This is a genomic window from Promicromonospora sp. NPDC050880 (assembly GCF_044456525.1).
Taxonomy (GTDB): domain Bacteria; phylum Actinomycetota; class Actinomycetes; order Actinomycetales; family Cellulomonadaceae; genus Promicromonospora.
The window spans coordinates 1-19796 of the sequence record NZ_JBITFV010000015.1; the positions used below are offsets into that span (position 1 = coordinate 1).

A 19796-nucleotide genomic window follows, 5' to 3' on the forward strand; every position below is an offset into this window, starting at 1 on the left:
AGCGGCCTTGTTCGAAGTCGACGTCCACGCCGTCCAGGGCCTGGACCACGGCCTGGCCACGGCCGTAGGTCTTGGTCAGGGAACGGGCCCGCACGGCACGGGCGGCACCGCCCGGGGCCGGGGCCGGGTGACCGGCCGGGACGTACACAGTGGTGTCCACGTGATTCTCCTCGGTTCGTTCCTGCGGGACGGATCGTCGCTGCGGGGTGCTGCCGGCCGTTCGCGCTCGCCGCGCACGGCCGGCCGCGGCAGCGGACCGCCGGTGGCGTCGCGCCGGGTGCGACGGCCGGGGCACCGTGCCCCGGCCGCCGACCGGAAGTGGTCCGGCCTTCCCGGGTGGACCCCGGTACGGCCGGCACCACTGAACCTACGGAGACGCCGGCACCGGGTACATCGGGCGTCGGCCTGATCCTTCACCCATCGCGTCATCCCCTGGTCGTACGCCTCGTCGGCCCCGGGTAGGGGCACTCACCCAGGGGTTGTGCCGTAGCGAGCGCGACGAGACCCCTGTGGAAACCGGGGTCGTGCACAGGTCTCCCCACCTCGTCCGGGGCACCGGGACGCACCGCGCGAGGCTGGACGACATGACCCGAACCCTGGCCCCCGCCGACGCCGTGCGGGTGACCGTCCACCCCGGCGAGGACGTGCTGCTGCGCCCCGGCGCCCGGCTGGGCGAGCTGCGCGTAGACCTCGCGGCCCTGACCCGCCGCCCGGAGCTGCGGCACGCCCCGTTGTCCGTCGACGGCGAGCGGCTGGCCGACGACCGGGTCGTGGGCGAGCGTCCGCTGCTGCCCGGTGCGGTCATCAGGACGGAACGGCCCGGCGCACCGGAGGCCCCGCCCCCGGCGGGCCCGCTGACCGGCGCCGGCTCACCCTGGCTCGTCGCCCGCGTCACCGGGTCCGACGCCGGGACGGTCACCGGTGCCCCGGGACTGCTCGCCGCGCTGCGTGCCTGGGGGCGGACGGGCGGTCGGTCCGTGGTGCGCCGGTCGGGCGGTCCCGCCACCTGGCTCACGCCCCGGGCGGACGCCGCGCTCGGCGGGGTGCCGTGGCTGTATCCGCTGCTGCCCGTGGTGGCGTCGCTCGGCCTCGCCGCTGCCCTCCACCAGCCGCTCCTGGCGGCGTTTTCGCTGCTCAGCCTGGTTGTGGCGGTACCCCAGCTCCGCCAGGCCCGACGCCGCGGCGCCGCCCCGCCCGCCATCCCGGGCCGTCCTGGTCCGCTGCCGGGGCCCGCCGCACTCCTCGCCTACGCCCACGCCGCACTCCACGTCTCGCCGGGCGCCTGGGCCACCGCCCGGCAGGCCTGGGCCGTGACCTCCCCCGGCGCGACGCAGCCCACCGGCCCGCTCGACATGGCACCCGGGTCCGGCGCGCACCTCCTGACGGCACCGCACGACGACCCGTGGGAACGACTCCTGCACGACGGCACGGTCGCCGTGCTCGGCCCCCCGGACGCTGCACGGGCCGTCGCCCGCGCGCTCGTCGCCCGCCTGGCCGTCCGCGGGGCGCGGGTGCTGCTGCGGGGTCACGCCCCGGGCTGGTCCTGGGTCCGCTGGCTACCACCCGGCGGCCCGCTGGTGCTCGTGACGGACGGCCCGGCCGGGCCCGCCGACGCCGCAGCCCGCCCCGGGCTCGTCGTGTCGGTCGGCACCGTCCCGGCGGGCTGCCGCGCGATCGTGCGCGTGCTCGACGCCCGCCGGGTCCGGATCACCGGGCCGGACGGCGCGACCCGGACCGTGCCTCTCGTGGGGGTCGGCGCCGACTGGGCCGAGCACCTGGCCCGGCTGCTCGCGGGAGCGGCCCGGCTCGGCCGGACCCCTCTGGCGCCGGGCGACGGCCTGCCCGTGGTCGCCCCTCTGGCCGTGGTGCACGGCCTCCCCCGGACGCCGGACCCGAGCGCCCTCGCGAGGCGGTGGGCCGGTGCGCACGGCTGGGCGGTGCCGCTCGGTGTCGGCGCCGGCGGTACGGCGGTCCGCCTCGACCTGGTCCGGGACGGACCGCACCTGCTCGTCGCGGGCACCACGGGGTCGGGCAAGTCGGAGCTGCTCCAGACGCTCGTGCTCGGCCTCGCGCTGACCCGGCCGCCCGCCGACCTGGCCCTCCTGCTGGTGGACTTCAAGGGCGGCGCGAGCCTCGGGGCGTGTTCCGGCCTGCCGCACGTCGTGGGCCAGGTGACGGACCTCGACCCCGGCCTCGCCGGGCGGGCCCTGGCCGGCCTGCGGGCCGAGCTGCAGCGCCGCGAGCGCATCCTGGCCGCCCACGGCGTGCCCGACGTCGCTGCGCTACCGCGTGGGACGCTCCCCCGCCTCGTGGTGGTGATCGACGAGTTCCGCGCCCTGTCCGACGACCTGCCCGAGTTCCTGCCCGCCCTCCTGCGTGCCGCCGCCCAGGGGCGGTCGCTCGGGGTGCACCTGGTGCTCGCGACCCAGCGGCCGGGCGGGGCCGTCGGACCGGACCTCCGGGCCAACGTCAGCGCGCGGGTCGCGCTCCGGGTCACCGACCCGCTGGAGTCGCGTGACGTGCTCGACGACCCGGCCGCGGCCCATCTGCCCGCCACGTTCCCGGGCCGGGCGGTGCTTCGCCTGGGATCGGCGCCGCCCGTGGTGCTGCAGTGCGCGCACGCGGGCGCGGCGGTCCCGCCCGAGATGCCGCTGGTCCGCCGCGCCCCGGCCGGTGCCGACCGCCCCCTGGCCGGGCCCGACGACCCCGGCAGGTACACGGTCGGGGGCAGCCGCACAGCACCCGGGGCGATCGCGCCGGACTCCGCGACGCTGGTGGTCGACACGGTCCGGCAGGCGGCGGCCACCCTGGGCCAGGGACCGAGCGACCCACCCTGGCTCCCGGCGCTGCCACGGCGGGCCACCGTCGCCGATCTCCCGCCCCGCAGCCGGCGCGATCGCCATGGCCTCGTGCTCGCCCTCGGGGACGACCCGGACCACCAGCGCCGCACGACGGTGGTCTGGGATCCGGCCGACGGGCACCTGGCGGTGCTCGGCCGGGCACGTTCGGGGCGCACCACGGCACTTGTCACGGTCGCGCTCGCCGCGCTCGACCGGGGCTGGACGGTGCACGCCGTCACCCGTGACGGGGCAGGTCTCGCCGCGCTGCGCGACCACCCCGGCTACGGCGGCACCCACGAGCCGGACGATGCCAGGGGCCTGGCGGAGATGCTGTCCGGCGGGTCGTTCGACCCCGCGGGCGCCGCCCGCACCCTCGTCGTCGTGGACGGCGCGGAGGAGGCACGCGGCGCGCTCCCGGCGGCGGCGCTGCGCTCCGGCGCCGCGTTCGCGCTGTCCGCCGACGGCCCGTCGGTGGGCGGCCTGGCGGCCCGCGTGGGGCCGAGGCTCGTGCTGCTGGGCACCGACCGCGCGGCCGACGTCGTGCTGGGCGCACCCGTGCCGCTCGCCGGGACGGGCGGTCCGCCCGGCCGAGCCGCCTGGTGCGGTCGCGCCGGCCCGGTGCTGTGCCAGGTGCTCGAGCCCCTGACCGGTCCGCCGGTCAGTCGGCGGAGCCGGTCTCCGACGTCGCCGCGACCACGGACGGCGTCATGAGCAGGACACCGACCGCGACGGCGATCAGCAGGGCGACCCAGCCGCCCGCCACCGCGATGCCGGTGCCGCTCCCGACGGCCGCCACCGACCCGATGATCTGGAAGAGCTGCCAGGTCACGACGGGTCCGCGACCCGAACGCCGGCCGATCAGAAGTGCACGCGCGGACACCACGAGAACCCAGCCGACAGCCAGGAGGAACACAACGAGAAAGAGGCTCACTCCCACCGACGTGGAACCACCCGTAAGGAGTTCACCAAGTAACACCACGGCGAATGCCAGGAGGCCGATCACCTCAACGACCACGCCGATCACGAGGGCACGGAGAAACGCCGGAACACGAGGTGCGAAAAAGGCTTTCAGTACGGGCACGACGGACTAGGATACTGGTGGGCGGGCAATTCACAATAGTGTGACGGATACCTCAGGGTTCACGATCGAGAAACTTCGCCGTAACCCCTTGTGCGAGCGTTCACGAGCGTGTGAACCTAGATGCAGCAATCCACACACACCTCGAACAGACCCCCGTCGGTCGCCGCTGGCGCCAGGGATCGGAAAACGATCCACCCCAGAACTGAGCGCCCCACACGCACGACGACGATGCTCCCACGTGGCGAGCCGGACGGCGGGTAGTTCCTTCCAAGGAGTACGTGACCATGGACTGGCGCCACCGCGCAGCATGCCTCGAAGAGGACCCCGAACTGTTCTTCCCGATCGGCAACACGGGCCCCGCCCTGCTGCAGATCGAGGAGGCGAAGGCCGTGTGCCGTCGCTGCGACGTCGTCGACACCTGCCTCAAGTGGGCGATCGAGTCCGGCCAGGACGCCGGCGTCTGGGGCGGTATGAGTGAGGACGAGCGCCGCGCGCTCAAGCGCCGCACCGCCCGCGCCCGCCGCGCCGGCTGACACCCCGCGACGCTCTGTGTGAGCCGCGCCTGAGCACTCCCCCTCCGCTCAGGCGCGGCTCACGTCTTTCCCGGCCCCGTCGGTCGCCCGCAGCACGAGCTGCAGCTCGACCTGAGTACCGCCACCCTCGCGGGCAGACCACTCGATGGTCCCCCCGAGCTCGTTGGTGACGAGCGTCCGCACGATCTGCGTCCCCAGGCCGCTGCCCGGGCCGCGCCCGCCGCGGCCGCCGTTCTGCGGCAGGCCCACCCCGTCGTCCGCGACGATCACGCGGAGGTCGGCGTTGTCCCGCTCCACGCCGATCTCGACGGTGCCCGACGACCGGCCGACGAACCCGTGCTCCACCGCGTTCGTGACCAGCTCCGTGAGCACCAGGGCGAGCGGCGTCGCGTCCTGCGCGGGCACCATGCCGAACGATCCGGTGCGCACCGTGCGCACGGACGTACCCGCCGAGGCCACGTCGGCGGTCAGCCGCAGGGCCCGGCCCACCATGTCGTCGAGCTCGACCTGCTCGTCGAGGGTCTGCGACAGGCTCTCGTGCACCAGGGCGATCGTCGACACGCGCCGCATCGCCTCCTCCAGCGCCTCCTTGGCCGCGGGCACGTCCATGCGCCGCGCCTGGAGCCGCAGCAGCGCGGCCACGGTCTGCAGGTTGTTCTTGACCCGGTGGTGGATCTCACGGATCGTCGCGTCCTTGGTGATGAGCTCCCGCTCGCGACGGCGCAGCTCGGACACGTCGCGGCACAGCAGCACCGCCCCGATGCGCTGCCCGCGGTCGGTCAGCGGCATCGCGCGCAGCGACAACGACACCCCGTGCGCCTCGATGTCGGTGCGCCACGGCGCGCGGCCCATCACCACGAGCGGCAGCGACTCGTCCACGGGCTGGAGCTGTTCCACCAGCTCCGCCGTCACCTCGACGAGCGACTGCCCCACGAGGGGGCCGATCACGCCGAGCCGGTGGAAGCACGACAGGGCGTTCGGGCTCGCGTACAGGACCTCGCCCTCGGAGTTGAGCCGGATCAGGCCGTCACCCACGCGCGGGGCGCCGCGGCGCGAGCCGGTCGCCGCGTTGGGCAGCGGGAACTCGCCGCGGGGAATCATCGCCACGAGGTCGTCGGCGGCCTCGACGTAGTTCAGCTCCAGGCGCGACGGCGTACGGCCCGAGCCGAGATTGGTCTGCCGCGCGACCACCGCGATCGCCGTGTCCTTGTGGACCACGGGGATCGCCTCCTCGCGCACCGCGTACGCGCCGAACCAGCGCGGTTCGCGGGCGCGCTGTGCCTTGGCCTCGTCCATCGCCCGTGCGAGCTGCGGGCGCTGGCCCTCAGGGGCGAAGGAACCGACGATGTCGTCGTAGTGCACCGTCGCACCCGTCGAGGGGCGGCACTGGGCGATCGCCACGAACCGCCCGTCGTCGGTGGGCAGCCACAGCACCAGGTCCGCGAACGCGAGGTCCGAGACCACCTGCCAGTCGCCGACCAGGAGGTGCAGCCACTCTACGTCTGCTGGTTCGAGGTCGGCGTGCTCAAGGATCAGGTCACTCATCGCGGACACGCACCCCAGCCTATGCCGGAACCGTGCCATGGCCTGCCGAGGGGCAGACGTGTACCCGCCGGGGGCCGTGGGCACCGCGTCGGTTAGAGTTCCACCACCGGCATGCCCCGTCGCCGCGAGGAGGAAGCCCGTGCACCTGACAGTGGACCTGACGTTCCCCGCGAACATCGACGACGTCGCCGCGATGCTCGCCGACGAGACGTTCGTCCGCTGGCGCGCCCAGCGTTCGACCGGATCCGTCAACGGCGTGGTCGAGCAGGCGGACGTCACCGGGACCGCCGCCGCAGGATTCACCGTCGTGGTGCGGCGCACCCTGCCGACCGACATCATCCCCGTGCAGGCCCGCCCGTTCGTCGGCGCGCACCTGGAGATCCGGCAGGCGGAGGCCTGGGAGGCGGCGTCCGACGACCGGCGCACCGGCACGGTGGCCGTCGAGATCCTGGGTGCGCCCGTCCGCGTCACGGCCACGGCGAACCTCACGACGCAGCCCGACGGCGGCACGCGGCTGACCTACGCGGGCGACGTCCGGGCGACGGTGCCGCTGTTCGGTTCGGTGATCGAGGAGGCCGCGGTCTCGGCGGTGCGCACCACGCTCGAGACCGAGGCGGAGGCCGGCCGGGACTGGCTGGCAGGCAGGCGCAGCGGGACGAGCTGACCGCCGGCTCCGGCGGTCCGTGCGAAGAACGCCGGATCCGGGCCCTGCCGTCGCACGGGGACGTTGTGCGAACATTCGTGTCTGATGTGCGCATTTTTGTGCTCTCATATCGCTCTCACAACGTGACACGCATGCGTCCTGACCACTGAGGAGTCCCAGTGCCCAGCAACATCAGATCGGTTCGAGGTCGCACCGCGCGCCGGCGCGCGGCCCTCGCCGCGCTGACGGTCGTCGTCCTGCCCCTCTCGGCCTGCGGCTCGCTCCTGGGGCAGGACCCCGCGGGCGACGGCGGCGCCGACGGCCCGATCACCCTCACGGTGTCGACGTTCAACAACTTCGGGTACACGGACGAGCTCCTCGCCAAGTACACCGAGGAGAACCCGAACGTCACCGTCGAGCACGTCGTGGCGCCCACCTCGGACGAGGCCCGGCTGCAGATGCTCAAGGCCTTCACCACCGGTGACGGCTCCGAGCTCGCCGACGTGGTCGCGGCCGAGGTCGACTGGATGCCCGAGCTCATGGAGCACTCGGACCTCTTCGAGGACCTGACGGACCCCGAGGTCACCAAGCGCTGGGTCGACTGGAAGGTGGCGCAGGCGACCACTCCGGACGGCAAGCTGCTGGGCTACGGCACGGACATCGGCCCGGAGGCGATCTGCTACCGCTCCGACCTGTTCGAGGAGGCCGGTCTGCCGACCGACCGCGAGGAGGTCGCGGAGCTGCTCGGCGGCAAGAACGCGACGTGGGAGCGCTACTTCGAGGTGGGCCGCCAGTTCACGGCACAGTCCGAGGCAGCCTGGTTCGACGGCACGACCGGCACGTTCCAGGGCATGGTCAACCAGCTCCCCGCCGCGTTCGAGGACCCGGCGACGCAGCTGCCGACCGACCTGGCCATCAACAACGACGTCCGCGTCATCTACGACCAGATCACCGGCGCCATCGCCGACGGTCTCTCGGCCGGCCTGGAGCAGTGGACCCCCGAGTGGACCGCCGGCTTCCAGGAGGACGCCTTCGCGACCATGCTGTGCCCGGGCTGGATGATGGGTCCGATCGAGTCCTACTCCCCGGGCGTGCAGGGCTGGGACGTGGCCAACGTCTTCCCCGGCGGCGGCGGCAACTGGGGTGGCTCCTTCCTCGCCGTCCCGTCGGCCGGCGCGTACCCCGAGGAGGCGAAGAAGCTCGCCGCCTGGCTCACCGCACCCGAGCAGCAGACCACAGCCTTCACGACGGCAGGCGCCTTCCCGTCGCAGATCGCGGCGCAGGACTCCGAGGCCGTCCAGGGCTACGTCAACCCCTTCTTCAACAACGCCCCGGTCGGCAAGATCTTCACGGCGCGGGCCCAGTCCATCGACAGCGCGCCCTACAAGGGCCCGTACTACTTCGCGATCCGCGACGAGCTCAACAACGCGCTGGCCGCCGTCGACGCCGGCAACAACAGCCCCGAGATCGCCTGGAACCAGGCCGTCCAGAGCACCGGGGACATCCGGATCAAGCAGTGACCGAACCAAGGTTCGCCCGTTGCCCGCCTTGACACGACACGGTGGGCGGCGCAACGATCTGTGCCCGTGGGAGCGCTACCACACCTGAGTATGGAAGCGCTCCCAGATCCGGTACGCCGCCGTGCCCGCACGCGACCGCGCCGAGCTCGACCCGTAGCACCCAGACCGCACGACAAGGGAGTCCCCAGTGCTGAGCAGTACCCGACCCATGCGGCGTCCCGTCGCCCGTACCCTCCAGGCGACCGCCGGCGTGGCCGCCGTCGCCCTCGCGCTCACCGCCTGCGGCGGCGGGTCCGACGAGGGGGCCGCCGAGGAGGACGGCCCCATCACCCTGAAGGTCGCGACGTTCAACGACTTCGGCTACACGGACGAGATGCTCGCCGAGTACACGAAGGAGCACCCGAACGTCACGGTCGAGCACGTCAAGGCGGCCACGACCGACGACGCCCGCAGCAACATGACCACCAAGCTCGCCGCCGGTGGCGAGGGCCTGGCCGACATCGAGGCCATCGAGGTCGACTGGCTGCCGGAGCTCTCGCAGTACCCCGACCTGTTCACCGACCTGGCCGACCCGGAGCTCGACGGCCGCTGGGTGGACTGGAAGGTGCAGCAGGCCACCACGCCCGACGGCAAGGTGATCGGTTACGGCACCGACATCGGCCCGGAGGCCATCTGCTACCGCTCCGACCTGTTCGAGGAGGCCGGTCTGCCGACCGACCGCGAGGAGGTCGCGGAGCTGCTCGGTGGCGAGGACGCCACGTGGGAGGACTACTTCGAGGTGGGCAAGGACTTCGTCAAGGAGTCCGACGCCGCCTGGTACGACAGCGCCGCCGGCACGTTCCAGGGCATGATCAACCAGCTCCCCGCCGCGTTCGAGGACCCGGAGACGGGTGAGCCCACCGACCTCGCGACGAACACCGACGTCAAGGACATCTACGACGAGATCACCGCGTCGTCCGGCGACCTCTCGGCCGGTCTCGAGCAGTGGGGCGACGACTGGGTCGCCGGCTTCCAGGCCGACGCCTTCGCCACGATGCTCTGCCCGGCCTGGATGACGGGCCCGATCGAGCAGAACTCCGGTGGCATCGAGGGCTGGGACATCGCCGACGTCTTCCCCGGTGGCGGCGGCAACTGGGGCGGTTCGTTCCTCACCGTGCCGGCCTCGGGCGAGCACACCGAGGCGGCCAAGGAGCTCGCCGCGTGGCTGACCGCTCCGGAGCAGCAGACCAAGGCGTTCGAGACCTCGGGTACCTTCCCGTCGCAGATCGAGGCGCAGGAGTCCGAGGCCGTCCAGAGCTTCACCAACGAGTTCTTCAACGACGCCCCGGTGGGTCAGATCTTCTCCACCCGTGCCCAGTCGATCGAGGGTGCCCCGTACAAGGGCGCGCACTACTTCGCCATCCGTGACGAGGTCACCAACGCGCTGAACCGCGTGGACCTGACCAAGTCCCAGTCCCCGGAGGAGGCGTGGGACGAGGCCGTCGAGAAGGCCGCGGCCCTCGGCTGATCCGTAGCGACACCGCAGGCCCGGGCGCTGCCGACAGCGCCTGAGCCGCACCGCCGACGTGCCGGGCACACAGGTCACCCGCGTGACCTGGGTGCCCGGCACGTCGCAGGAAGTGACCACCCGACGACGACGCGGCGGAAGACCGGGAAGATGACATGGCTGTCCTGACACCTCAACGATCGGCACCGGGCTCCGGTGCACCGCGGCGCGAGCCGCGCCGGCTCGGCTTCTCCCAGCGGCTCGGCCGCTGGGACGTGAAGCTCTCGCCCTACCTGTACATCTCGCCGTTCTTCGTCCTGTTCGCGGTGACCGGCCTGTTCCCGCTCGCGTACACGGCCTACGTGTCGGTCCACGACTGGAGCCTGCTGGGCGGGCAGGGCGACTTCGTGGGCCTGCAGAACTTCTCCGACGTGCTGGCGCAGCCCACGTTCTGGAAGAGCCTGGGCAACACGCTGTCCATCTTCGTGCTGTCGTCGGTGCCCCAGGTGATCGTCGCGATCACGATCGCCGCCCTGCTGGACCAGAACCTGCGCGCCGCGACGTTCTGGCGCATGGGCGTGCTGATCCCCTACGTGGTGGCGCCCGTCGCCGTGTCGATGATCTTCGGCCGCCTGTTCGCCGACCAGTACGGCCTGATCAACTCGATCCTCGGCGTGGTCGGGATGGACCCGGTGGCCTGGCACGGCGACCGGCTCGCCAGCCACCTCGCCATCGCCACGATGGTCAACTACCGCTGGACGGGCTACAACGCGCTCATCTTCCTGGCCGCGATGCAGGCCGTGCCGCGCGAGCTCTACGAGGCCGCCGTCATCGACGGTGCCGGCCGCGTGCGCCAGTTCTTCTCCGTGACGGTGCCCCAGATCCGCGCCACGATCATCTTCGTCGTCATCACCTCGACCATCGGCGGCCTGCAGATCTTCGACGAGGTCCGCATGTTCGACGTGTACGGCCTCGGCGGCCCGGACCAGAACTGGATGACCACGGTCGTGTACCTCTACGACCTCGCCTGGGGTGACCAGCACAGTCTCGGGCGCGCCTCGGCCGTCGCCTGGCTGCTGTTCCTCCTGATCGTCCTCATCGGCCTCGTGAACTTCCTGGTCACGCGGCGGATCTCGACGTCCGACGCCACCAGGAAGACCACCCGCACGAGCAGCACCAGGGGGAACGCATGAGCTCCGTCGCCGTCACCGCCCAGACCGCGGGAGCGGGTGCCGCCCGGGCGGCCGCGCGCCGCCGGTCCCGGAGGTCCTCGGGCGGCACCCGCCGCGCCGGCTGGATCGTCTACACCCTGCTCGGGATCGTGCTGCTCGTCTCGGCCTTCCCGCTGTACTTCACGCTGCTGCTCGGCTCGTCCGACCCGGTCGAGATCTCGCGCAACGCGGTGCCGCAGTGGCTCCCCGACCTGTCGCTGTTCACGCAGTTCCAGACCGTCATCGAGTCCACCCAGATCAACTTCTGGAAGGCGCTGGCGAACTCGCTGATCATCTCGATCCTCGTGTCGGTGTCCGTGGTGCTGTTCTCCACGCTCGCCGGGTACTCGTTCGCGAAGCTGCGCTTCCGCGGGCGCGGACCCCTGCTGGTGTTCGTCATCGCGACGATGGCGGTGCCGACGCAGCTCGGCGTCATCCCCATGTACATCCTCATGACCGACCTCGGCTGGATCGGCAAGCTCCAGGCGGTCATCGTGCCCGCCCTGGTCACGGCGTTCGGCGTGTTCTGGATGACGCAGTACCTGTCGGAGTCGCTGCCGTACGAGCTCATCGAGGCGGCCCGCGTGGACGGCGCCTCGATGATCCGCACGTTCTGGAGCATCGCGCTGCCTGCCGCCCGGCCGGCGGCGGCGATGCTCGGCCTGTTCACGTTCGTCCAGCAGTGGACCAACTTCTTCTGGCCGTCGATCGTGCTCAACTCGGAGAACCCGACACTGCCACTCGTCGTAAAGTCGCTGCAGTCGAACTACTTCGTGGACTACTCGTTGGTCATGGGCGGCGTGTTCCTCGTGACGCTGCCGCTGCTGGTGATCTTCGTCTTCGTCGGCAAGCAGCTCGTCGCAGGCATCATGCAGGGAGCCGTGAAGGGATGACCCAGATGACCCGCGAGCTCACCCAGAGCTTCAAGACCGATCCCGCCGCGGTCCGCGTGCCCGCGCCCGGGACCGCCCTGCCGTTCACGCCGAGCGCGCCCCGCACCGCGCCGTCGGCCAACGCGTCCGGCACCGTCGCCTTCCCCGAGGGCTTCCTCTGGGGGGCGGCCACGGCCGCCTACCAGGTCGAGGGTGCCGCGCACACCGACGGCCGCGAGGACTCCGTCTGGGACGTGTTCGCGAAGGTGCCGGGCGCCGTCCTGAACCAGGACGACGGCGAGGTCGCGTGCGACCAGTACCACCGCTACCCGGCCGACGTGGCGCTCATGAAGGACCTCGGCATCAAGGCCTACCGGTTCTCGACGTCGTGGGCCCGGGTGATCCCGGGCGGGCGCGAGGTGAACCCGGCCGGCCTGGCCTACTACGACCGGCTGGTGGACGAGCTGCTGGGCGCGGGCATCCTGCCCTGGCTCACGCTCTACCACTGGGACCTGCCGCAGGCGATCGAGGCCGAGTCGAACGGCTGGGTGAACCGCGACACCGCCTACCGGTTCCGCGACTACGCCGTGACGATGCACGAGGCGATCGGCGACCGCGTCGACGTGTGGACCACGCTCAACGAGCCGTGGTGCGCCGCGTTCCTGGGCTACACGGGCGGCCAGCACGCGCCGGGCCGGCAGTCCCGCGAAGACGGTCTGGCCGCCGCGCACCACCTCATGCTCGCCCACGGCCTGGCCGTGCAGGCGCTGCGCGAGCGCGCGCCCGACGCGAACCTCGGCATCACCCTCAACTTCGAGGTCGAGGACCCGCTGGACCCGGACGACCCCGCCGACGTCGACGCCGCGCGCCGGCTCGACGGCGGGTTCACCCGCATCTTCGCCGACCCGATCCTGCGCGGCGCCTACCCGGCCGACGTGCTGGAGGACGTGCGTGAGTACGGGCTGGAGCGGCACATCCAGGAGGGCGACCTCGAGATCATCTCGACGCCCATCGACTCCCTGGGCGTGAACTACTACCACGGCAACGCCGTGTCGGCGCGGCCTGCCGAGCACCCGCTGGACGGCGGCGCACCGGTGACCCGGCCGTCGTCGTCCCCGTTCCCGGGCGGCGACGGCGCGTACACGCACCCGCGCGGCCTGCCCGTGACCGCCCAGAACTGGGAGGTGCAGCCCGAGGGGCTGACCCGGCTGCTGCTGCGCCTGCAGCAGGACTACACCGGCCCGCGCGGCATCGCCCTGTACGTGACGGAGAACGGCAGCGCCTACGAGGACGTCCCCGACGCCGACGGGTTCGTGGACGACCAGCAGCGCCTGGAGTTCGTCGACGTGCACCTGCGCGCCGTCAAGGACGCGATCGACGAGGGTGCCGACGTGCGCGGCTACTTCGGGTGGTCGCTGCTCGACAACTACGAGTGGGCGTGGGGCTACGGCAAGCGCTTCGGGTTCGTGCGCGTCGACTACGAGACGCAGGAGCGCACGGTCAAGGCCTCCGGCCGCTGGTACGGTCAGGTCGCGCGGGCCAACGCCGTTCCGGACCGGCCGGCGCGCCCTGACGACGACGGCGACGACAAGGCGGTTCCCCAGGCGTGACGACCTCAGGCCCACCCACCCTGGATGACGTGGCACAGGCGGCCGGGGTGTCCCGGTCCACTGCGTCGCGCGCCATCAACGGTGGCCTGCGTGTCTCCCCCGAGGCGCAGGCGGCGGTGGACGACGCCGTCGCCCGCCTCGGGTACGCACCGAACCGGGCCGCACGCTCGCTCGTGACCCGGCGGACCGACTCGATCGCCCTCGTGGTGCCCGAGCCGGACCAGCGCATCCTCACCGACCCGTTCCTCTCCGGCACCCTCGCGGGCGTCAGCGAGGGGCTGGCCGGGACGGACCTCCAGCTCGTGCTGCTGCTCGCCCGGCCGGGCGAGCAGCGCGGGCGCGTGGGCCGCTACCTGCGCAGCGGCCATGTGGACGGCGTGATCGTGGCCTCGCACCACCGGGGCGACCACCTCGAGACGGAGCTCGGCCCGGCGGGCCTGCCCGCGGTGTTCGTCGGGCGCCTGTTCGAGCCCGACCCGCAGTTCTCACGCGGCCTGCGCTACGTGGACGTCGACAACGTCACCGGCGGCCGCCTCGCCACGCAGCGGATGATCGACCGCGGGCGGCGCCGCATCGGCACCATCACCGGACCGCTCGACATGCCCGCCGGTGTGGACCGGATGACCGGCTGGCGGGACGCCCTGCGCGACGCCGGCCTGCCCGACGACGCGATCGTCGAGGGCGACTTCACCGTGGCGGGGGCGGCCGTCGCGGCCGCCCGCCTGCTGGACCAGCACCCCGACCTGGACGGGATCTTCGCGGCGTCCGACCTCATGGCCGAGGCCACGCTGCGGGTGCTCGCCGAGCGCGGCCGGTCCGTGCCCGGCGACGTGTCGGTGGTCGGGTTCGACGACCTCGGCATCGCCGAGACGACGTCGCCGCGCCTGACGACCGTGCACAACCCGGTGGTCCAGATGGTCGGGGCGGCCACGAGCATGCTGGTCGACCTGGTCGCGGGCCGTCCGGTCCGCGACGAGCGCCGCATCTTCGCCCCCCGCCTCATCGAGGGCGACTCCGCCTGAGGCCCGGCTGCGGGGACGCCGCGCGCGGCCGCACCTCGCCGCCCCCGGGGATGACCCTGCCCGCTCAGCTCGGTTGCTCTGCGTAGACATTGTCTACACAGAGCAACCGAGCTGCGGAAGACACCTTCCCGCGTCCGCCTACGCGGTGCGCTGGTGGCCGTAGCGGTGCATCGTGCGGCTGACCGCCTGCTCGCGGAGCATCGTCAGCAGCTCGCGGCGGCCGCTCGCCAGGACCGGGCCGTCCAGCACCGTGACCGAGCCGAGGCGGCTCGCGGCCGCGTCGCGCAGGCCGGGGGCCTCACCCACCACGCGGATGCGGCCGGTCACCACGCCGTCGGCGACGGACTCGGCGAACGCCTCGTCCGTGACCTCCTGCCCGACGACCGTCGCCGGGACGCCCGCCCGCGCGGCCGCGGCGAGCACCCGCTGCACCTCGACGTCCGGCGCGCCCGCGCCGACCCGGACCGTGATGCCCGGCACCGGCCGGTAGCGGAACACGTTCGACTCGACGCCCAGCCCCGAGGGGTCGTGCTCGGCGGAGAACTCGGTGAGCCAGGCGCGGGCGTCGTCGGCGCGCGCCCAGGCGAGCCAGCCCGCCGGGTCCTCGGTGCGCGACGGCACGTCGGGCGCGTCGGCCCAGCGGCCGAGCTGCGCCACGTAGTTGGGGCCGCCCGCCTTGGCGCCGGAGCCCACCACGGAGGCCTTCCAGCCGCCGAACGACTGGCGCTGCACGATCGCGCCGGTGATGTGCCGGTTCACGTACGCGTTGCCGACCTCGACGCGCTCCAGCCAGTGCTCCACCTCGGCGTCGTCCAGCGAGTGGATGCCACCGGTGAGGCCGAACGACACAGCGTTCTGGAGGGCGAGCGCCTCGTCCAGGGTGCGGGCGGTCATGATGCCCAGCACCGGCCCGAACGCCTCGGTGAGGTGGAAGAACGAGCCGGGGCGGACGCCGTCGCGCACGCCCGGGGTCCACAGGCGGCCCTTGCCGAGCCCGGCCTCCTGCGCCACGGCGTCCAGGCGACGCGGCCGCACGAGCCAGCTCTCCCCCTCCTCCAGGGTGGTCAGCGCACGCAGGAGCTTGCCCTGCGCGGGCTCCGTGAGCGGCCCCATCACGGTGGCCAGGTCGGTGGCGGGGCCGACGGCGAGCGACGACACGGCGTCGACGAGCTGGCGGCGGAACCGCTCCCCCGTGGCGGTGCGCGGGTCGCCCACCGAACCGACGAGGATCACCAGGGACGCCGCGGAGCACTTCTGCCCGGCGTGCCCGAAGGCGGAGCGCACCACGTCGGCGACGGCCAGGTCGAGGTCGGCCGACGGCGTCACGACGATCGCGTTCTTGCCCGACGTCTCCGCCAGCACCGGCAGCTCCGGGCGCCAGGACGCGAACATCTCCGCGGTCTCGATCGCGCCGGTCAGGATCACGCGGGACACGCCGTCGTGCGTCACGAGGCGGCGGCCGAGGTCACCGTCAGGCACGCGGACGAACTGCGCGACGGCGCGCGCGAGCGCCGGGTCGAGCCCGACCTCGGGGGCCACCTCGTCCAGGGCCGCGTGCACGGCCTCGACCGCGATCTCCAGGCAGCGCGGCGTGGGCGGGGCGGGCTTGGCGATCACCGACGACCCGGAGGCCAGGCCCGCGAGCACGCCGCCGATCGGGATCGCGACGGGGAAGTTCCAGGGCGGCGTGACCAGCGTGACGCCGTCCGGCGTGTACCGGGCGCCGGGCCATGCCTCCGACGTCGGGTCGAGCGCCTCCGCCGCCTGCGCGTAGTAGGCGGCGAAGTCGACGGCCTCGCTGACCTCGGGGTCCGCCTCGGCCACCGTCTTGCCGGCCTCGTGCACCATCGCGGCGACCAGGTCGGTGCGCGCGGCCTCCAGGTGCTGGGCCGCCGCGCGCAGCACGCGGGCCCGGTCCGCAGGGGCCACCTCGGCCCAGGCGGCGCCGGCCCGGCGGGCGAGGGCCACGACGTCGTCCACCTGGGCGGCTGTCGCGAGCGGCTCGGCGAGCGCCGGCACGTACCCCGAGCGGGTGCTCGTGACCTGCTCGGCCCAGGCGCGGTTCGCGGCGACGGCGGGGTCGGTGTCGGCCGCGTTGCGGAACGGCCCGGCGGGCACCGCGGGCTCGGGGCGCGGACGGCGGCGCGGGGCGACGTCGTCCGGCGAGTAGTGCACGCCGTGCTCCACGGAGGCGCGGAAGGCGGCCTCCTGCCGGTCCATCGGCGGCGTCGGCGCGGCTGCGGCGGGCGCGAACGCGGCGTGCAGGAAGTTCTGCTCGGCCGCGTTCTCCTCCAGGCGGCGCACCAGGTAGGAGATGGCGACGTCGAAGTCCTCGTCACGCACGACCGGGGTGTAGAGCACCACGCGGCCGCCGTCCTTGGCCACCTCGTCGCGGACGGCGGCGGCCTCGGTGGGCGCCATGCCCTGGAGCATCTCGATGTCGAGCGCCTCGGAGACGCCGCGGGCCCGCCCCAGCAGGATCGCGAGCGCCACGTGGAACAGGTTGTGCGACGCCGCGCCGATGCGCACGGCGTGCGCGCGCTCGGGGCGCAGGGCGTGGTCGAGCATGCGCACGTAGTTGGCGTCGACGTCGGGCTTGGTGGCGTACGGCGCCTGCGCCCAGTCGTGCAGGGCTGCCTCGACGTGCTCCATCGCGAGGTTCGCGCCCTTGACGATGCGGACCTTGATGCGCGCGCCGCCGTTCGCGACGCGCTTCGCGGCGAACTCGGTGAGGCCGTCCAGCGCGCCCAGGGCGTCGGGGAGGTAGGCCTGGAGCACGATGCCCGCCTCCAGGTCGCGGAACTCCTCGCGGCCCAGGATGTCGGTGAACACCGCGGTGGTCAGGGCGAGGTCGCGGTACTCCTCCATGTCGAGGTTGAGGAACACGCCGTGGTCGCGCGCGGAGCGGTAGAGCGGCAGGAGCTGCTCGACGACGCGGTCGCGGGAGCCGTCGAGGTCCCACGTGACGAGCTGCGCGGCGACGCTGGAGACCTTGATGGAGACGTAGTCGACGTCGGGGCGCTCCACCAGGGCGATCGTGCGGGCCAGGCGGGCGGCGGCCTCGTCCTTGCCGAGCACGGCCTCGCCCAGCAGGTTCACGTTGAGGGTGTAGCCCTCGGCCCGGGTGCGGGCCAGGTGCGCGGTGAGACCGGAGCCGGCGTCGGCCACGAGGTGGCCCACGAGCTGGCGCAGGCGGGCGCGGGCGGCCGGCACGACGATGCCGGGCAGCACCGGGGCGGCCAGCGCGCCGGCCCGGAACAGCGCACGGTCGCTCGCGCTGAGGAACGAGGCGCTGCCGGCCTTCGCGCCGAGACGGGCCAGGGCCTTGGCGGCGACGTGGACGTCCTGCGGGCGGGCGACGTCGTCGACGAAGCCGACGGCGAGCTCCAGGCCCGCGGGGTCGGAGACGAGGGCGCCCAGGGCGGCGGAGGCGCGGGCCACGGCCTTGTCGGTCTTCGAGCCCGTCGCGCCCCCGGCGGTGGTTCCCGTGGCGGTGCCGATCCAGGTCCGGGCGAGGGCGACGGCGTCCTCGACGAGGGTGTCGGCGGCGGGCTTCGCGGGGGGCTCGGTCGGAGCCTGCGGGGCGGCGCTGTCCGGTGCGCCTGCGCCCCCGGTCGGGACGTCGGCAGGTGCGGCGCTCTCGCGCCGGGCAGAGGTCTTCATGTCTCCAGGGTGCACCCGGTGCCCGCCGGATGTATTGGCGGGATCACTCGCGATCCGCACCGGTTTTGGCCAAGGCGGGCGGCGTACGCCGCGTAGCATCGGAACCCGATGAGCAACACGCCGAACGGCGCGGCACGGCCTGAGGCGAAGGCCCTGCTGACAGCGCTGAACCCCGCGATGGTCGCCCTGATGGACGAGCTGTCCGGCGTCATGTTCTGCGCCAAGGACGCCGACGGCCGGTACGTGGTCGTCAACCAGGTGTTCGTGGGCCGCACGCGGGAGCGGTCGCGCCGGGACGTGATCGGCAAGCGCGCCGTCGACCTGTTCGTGCCCGAGCTCGCCGAGCGCTACGAGAGCCAGGACGAGCTGGTCCGCACCACCGACAAGCCGCTGCGGGGCGAGCTGGAGCTGATCCGGCACGTGGGCGGGGCGCCCGGCTGGTTCCTCACCTCCAAGCTGCCCCTGCACGACGAGTCCGGCGCGTACGTGGGGCTCGTGTCGGTGTCGCAGGACCTGCGCTCCGGCGACGCCGACGACGCGACGATCCAGGCCATGGCCCGCCTGCGCGGGCAGGTCGAGGACCTGCTCGAGCACGGCGAGGTGCCCTCCGTGGCGGACCTGGCCGTGCTCGCCGGGTGCGCCCCCGCCTCCCTGGACCGCCGGGTGCGCCGGGTGTTCGGGCTCTCGCCCCGGCAGCTCGTGCTGCGGCTGCGCGTCGACCGCGCGGCCCACCTGCTCACGACCACCACCGTGCCCCTGGCCGAGGTGGCCGCCGCCGCGGGCTTCTACGACCAGCCGTCCTTCACGCGCACGTTCGCGCGGCTGACCGGCGAGACGCCGTCGTCGTTCCGGAGCCGGTCGCGGCGCTCGCCGGGTGCCCGGGCGTAGCCCCGGCTGTACGACCCGCACAACTCGGGCCACCCGTTACTGGCCGCGACGACGGCTGCCCTGTCCTTGCCCGACCGCTTACTGTCGTTGACCATGACGACCCTCGCGTTCCCCCTGGTCCCGCGCTCCAACCCGCGCCGCGTGCTGGCCGACCTCCTGCCGGGCACTGTCGCACGCGACATCGCCCTCGTCGTGGGCGTCGCCGCCCTCACCGCCCTGGCGGCACAGCTCCGCGTGCCGATCCCGGGCCTGCCCGTGCCGGTCACCGGCCAGACGTTCGCCGTGCTGCTCGGCGCGGCCGCGATCGGCCCCGTGCGCGGCGCTCTGGCCCAGGCGCTGTACCTGGCGCTCGGCGTGGTCGGACTGCCCGTCTTCACCGGCGGGGCGTCCGGCGTCGAGGTGGTGCTGGGCGCCTCGGGCGGGTACATCGTCGGCTTCGTCGTGGCGAGCTTCGTCGTGGGCGCGCTGGCCCGCCGGGGCCTGGACCGCGGCGTGCTGGGCACCGTCCTCGCCTTCGCCGCCGGCACCGCGGTGATCTACGCGGTCGGCGTGCCGTGGCTGGCGGTCTCGACGGGCATGTCGCCGGTCGACGCGGTCATGGCCGGCGCCGTCGTGTTCCTCGTGGGCGACGCGATCAAGGCCGTGCTGGCCGGCGTGCTGCTCCCGGGTGCCTGGCGGCTCACCGAGCGCTGAGCACCGGCACCGAACCGGGCCTCCGCACACCCCCGCGGAGGCCCGGACCCGGGCCGCGAACCGGCCCGCCCTGCCCGGGCGACCACCGCTCACCGGAAGTTCTCCGGTCGCACACACCGCCGTCGGGCAATCACCCGCATCGAAGCGATACGGTTGATGACGAGGCGCAAACCCCGCGCCGCGCAACCC

Annotated in this window: 14 protein-coding genes; 11 read left to right on the top strand and 3 right to left on the bottom strand. The window is 73.4% G+C overall.

The features are described from left to right. Window positions 1–584: 584 nt before the first annotated feature. Complete coding sequence (locus ACIBBF_RS20305; protein WP_397416909.1) at window positions 585–3551, top strand: FtsK/SpoIIIE domain-containing protein; 2967 nt, start codon at window positions 585–587, stop codon at window positions 3549–3551. Here ACIBBF_RS20305 and ACIBBF_RS20310 read toward each other — a convergent pair. After that, window positions 3499–3771 (bottom strand): hypothetical protein, encoded by a 273-nt coding sequence (locus ACIBBF_RS20310; RefSeq protein WP_397416911.1) that lies wholly within the window; start codon window positions 3769–3771, stop codon window positions 3499–3501. The two genes, ACIBBF_RS20305 and ACIBBF_RS20310, sit on opposite strands and share 53 nt — an antisense overlap. Window positions 3772–4205: 434 nt before the next feature. Here ACIBBF_RS20310 and ACIBBF_RS20315 point away from each other — a divergent pair, with 434 nt between their 5' ends. After that, a complete protein-coding gene (locus tag ACIBBF_RS20315; RefSeq protein ID WP_026365970.1) occupies window positions 4206–4454 on the top strand; it encodes a WhiB family transcriptional regulator in 249 nt (82 codons plus the stop codon). Between the two features lie 48 nt (window positions 4455–4502). Here ACIBBF_RS20315 and ACIBBF_RS20320 read toward each other — a convergent pair whose 3' ends face one another. Beyond that, window positions 4503–5999, bottom strand: a complete 1497-nt coding sequence (locus tag ACIBBF_RS20320; RefSeq protein ID WP_397417141.1) for a sensor histidine kinase — start codon at window positions 5997–5999, stop codon at window positions 4503–4505. A gap of 139 nt (window positions 6000–6138) precedes the next feature. Here ACIBBF_RS20320 and ACIBBF_RS20325 point away from each other — a divergent pair, with 139 nt between their 5' ends. The 7 genes from ACIBBF_RS20325 (at window position 6139) to ACIBBF_RS20355 (ending at window position 14363) form a co-directional block, all read left to right on the top strand. After that, window positions 6139–6663 (top strand): DUF2505 domain-containing protein, encoded by a 525-nt coding sequence (locus tag ACIBBF_RS20325; RefSeq protein WP_397416913.1) that lies wholly within the window; start codon window positions 6139–6141, stop codon window positions 6661–6663. Between the two features lie 158 nt (window positions 6664–6821). After that, window positions 6822–8162 (top strand): ABC transporter substrate-binding protein, encoded by a 1341-nt coding sequence (locus ACIBBF_RS20330; protein ID WP_397416915.1) that lies wholly within the window; start codon window positions 6822–6824, stop codon window positions 8160–8162. 187 nt (window positions 8163–8349) lie between these two features. Next, window positions 8350–9669: an ABC transporter substrate-binding protein gene (locus tag ACIBBF_RS20335; RefSeq protein ID WP_397416917.1), complete on the top strand. Its 1320-nt coding sequence runs from the start codon at window positions 8350–8352 to the stop codon at window positions 9667–9669. Between the two features lie 155 nt (window positions 9670–9824). Further along, on the top strand, window positions 9825–10841 hold the full coding sequence (locus tag ACIBBF_RS20340) for a carbohydrate ABC transporter permease (RefSeq protein ID WP_397416920.1): 1017 nt from the start codon (window positions 9825–9827) through the stop codon (window positions 10839–10841). After that, a complete protein-coding gene (locus tag ACIBBF_RS20345; protein ID WP_397416922.1) occupies window positions 10838–11752 on the top strand; it encodes a carbohydrate ABC transporter permease in 915 nt (304 codons plus the stop codon). The genes ACIBBF_RS20340 and ACIBBF_RS20345 overlap by 4 nt, the downstream gene beginning before the upstream one ends. A gap of 5 nt (window positions 11753–11757) precedes the next feature. Next, window positions 11758–13341, top strand: a complete 1584-nt coding sequence (locus ACIBBF_RS20350; RefSeq protein ID WP_397417143.1) for a GH1 family beta-glucosidase — start codon at window positions 11758–11760, stop codon at window positions 13339–13341. A 29-nt stretch (window positions 13342–13370) separates the two neighbouring features. Next, complete coding sequence (locus ACIBBF_RS20355) at window positions 13371–14363, top strand: LacI family DNA-binding transcriptional regulator (RefSeq protein WP_397416924.1); 993 nt, start codon at window positions 13371–13373, stop codon at window positions 14361–14363. A 138-nt stretch (window positions 14364–14501) separates the two neighbouring features. Here the strand turns inward: ACIBBF_RS20355 and ACIBBF_RS20360 are convergent, their stop codons facing one another. Next, the gene (locus ACIBBF_RS20360; protein ID WP_397416926.1) at window positions 14502–18026 is read right to left on the bottom strand and encodes a bifunctional proline dehydrogenase/L-glutamate gamma-semialdehyde dehydrogenase; all 3525 of its coding nucleotides are present in this window, start codon (window positions 18024–18026) and stop codon (window positions 14502–14504) included. A 108-nt stretch (window positions 18027–18134) separates the two neighbouring features. Here ACIBBF_RS20360 and ACIBBF_RS20365 point away from each other — a divergent pair, with 108 nt between their 5' ends. Both ACIBBF_RS20365 and ACIBBF_RS20370 read left to right on the top strand, forming a co-directional pair. Further along, on the top strand, window positions 18135–18914 hold the full coding sequence (locus tag ACIBBF_RS20365; RefSeq protein WP_397416928.1) for an AraC family transcriptional regulator: 780 nt from the start codon (window positions 18135–18137) through the stop codon (window positions 18912–18914). A gap of 93 nt (window positions 18915–19007) precedes the next feature. Beyond that, window positions 19008–19607 carry a biotin transporter BioY gene (locus ACIBBF_RS20370; RefSeq protein WP_397416930.1) on the top strand — a complete coding sequence of 200 codons (600 nt, stop codon included), beginning with the start codon at window positions 19008–19010 and terminating at the stop codon, window positions 19605–19607. Window positions 19608–19796 lie beyond the last annotated feature (189 nt).

Excerpts from the sequence above, each read along its gene's own strand:
- ACIBBF_RS20305 (WP_397416909.1), top strand. The coding sequence starts at position 585 with ATGACCCGAACCCTGGCCCCCGCCGACGCCGTGCGGGTGACCGTCCAC.
- ACIBBF_RS20315 (WP_026365970.1), top strand. The coding sequence starts at position 4,206 with ATGGACTGGCGCCACCGCGCAGCATGCCTCGAAGAGGACCCCGAACTG.
- ACIBBF_RS20320 (WP_397417141.1), bottom strand. The coding sequence starts at position 5,999 with ATGAGTGACCTGATCCTTGAGCACGCCGACCTCGAACCAGCAGACGTA.
- ACIBBF_RS20340 (WP_397416920.1), top strand. The coding sequence starts at position 9,825 with ATGGCTGTCCTGACACCTCAACGATCGGCACCGGGCTCCGGTGCACCG.
- ACIBBF_RS20345 (WP_397416922.1), top strand. The coding sequence starts at position 10,838 with ATGAGCTCCGTCGCCGTCACCGCCCAGACCGCGGGAGCGGGTGCCGCC.
- ACIBBF_RS20350 (WP_397417143.1), top strand. The coding sequence starts at position 11,758 with ATGACCCGCGAGCTCACCCAGAGCTTCAAGACCGATCCCGCCGCGGTC.
- ACIBBF_RS20360 (WP_397416926.1), bottom strand. The coding sequence starts at position 18,026 with ATGAAGACCTCTGCCCGGCGCGAGAGCGCCGCACCTGCCGACGTCCCG.
- ACIBBF_RS20365 (WP_397416928.1), top strand. The coding sequence starts at position 18,135 with ATGAGCAACACGCCGAACGGCGCGGCACGGCCTGAGGCGAAGGCCCTG.
- ACIBBF_RS20370 (WP_397416930.1), top strand. The coding sequence starts at position 19,008 with ATGACGACCCTCGCGTTCCCCCTGGTCCCGCGCTCCAACCCGCGCCGC.